A 658-nucleotide genomic window follows, 5' to 3' on the forward strand; every position below is an offset into this window, starting at 1 on the left:
CCATTCTGGAAGGCAAATTTCATGAGAACTGGGATCCGTGGCGCGAGGGCTGAGCGTCCTCAGGGGTCTTTGTTAACATCCCTTCTAAATACTCCCAGGCTAGCCTTCCTACTCGTTACGATGAGAGGACAACCCAGCCTTCACCTTAGGGAGGAGCAAAGAGGAGCATGGCTATCCGCACCCTGCAAAGTGTCATTGAGCAGCATATTGCTGGGCTGCCTGGCCTTATTGCCGTCTTGATAGGGCGAGTTACGGATGGCAAAACGGTAGCCAAGGTAACTTACGCCAGCGACACCCAGGAAGAGCAGGCGCTGGAACTTTTGGGCACCTACGCCAGCGACCTATTGCAGGCCAACAACCGCCTTTGCCAAACGGTCAGCCCTGAGGAGGAGGCGGATTACCTCACAGCGGGCTCGTCTCATGTGCGGGTGATTCTGAAGTCTTTCCCCAAAAGTCCCTACTTTGTTTTGTTTTTAACCCGCTCCATCATCGACCTCAAAGCAATTTCAGAGCGCATCAAAGCCATCCTCATCGACGGCAAACCGCTGCTGCCTCCTGTTCAAGACGACACTCTATCCACTGCTCAGGCTTTGATTAGCTACGCCAAGCGCTACGCTCCGGATCCCAACTTTGTCATGCTGCGCTTGTCCCTGAAAAC

1 protein-coding gene is annotated in these 658 nt (G+C 54.0%); it reads left to right on the forward strand.

Annotated features, from left to right (window positions below):
• Positions 1–167: 167 nt before the first annotated feature.
• The coding region (locus NW852_RS11055; protein ID WP_414426744.1) for a hypothetical protein at positions 168–658 on the forward strand (491 nt) is incomplete at its 3' end.

Source organism: Synechococcus sp. H60.1, assembly GCF_047462335.1.
In the GTDB taxonomy this organism is placed as follows: domain Bacteria; phylum Cyanobacteriota; class Cyanobacteriia; order Thermostichales; family Thermostichaceae; genus Thermostichus.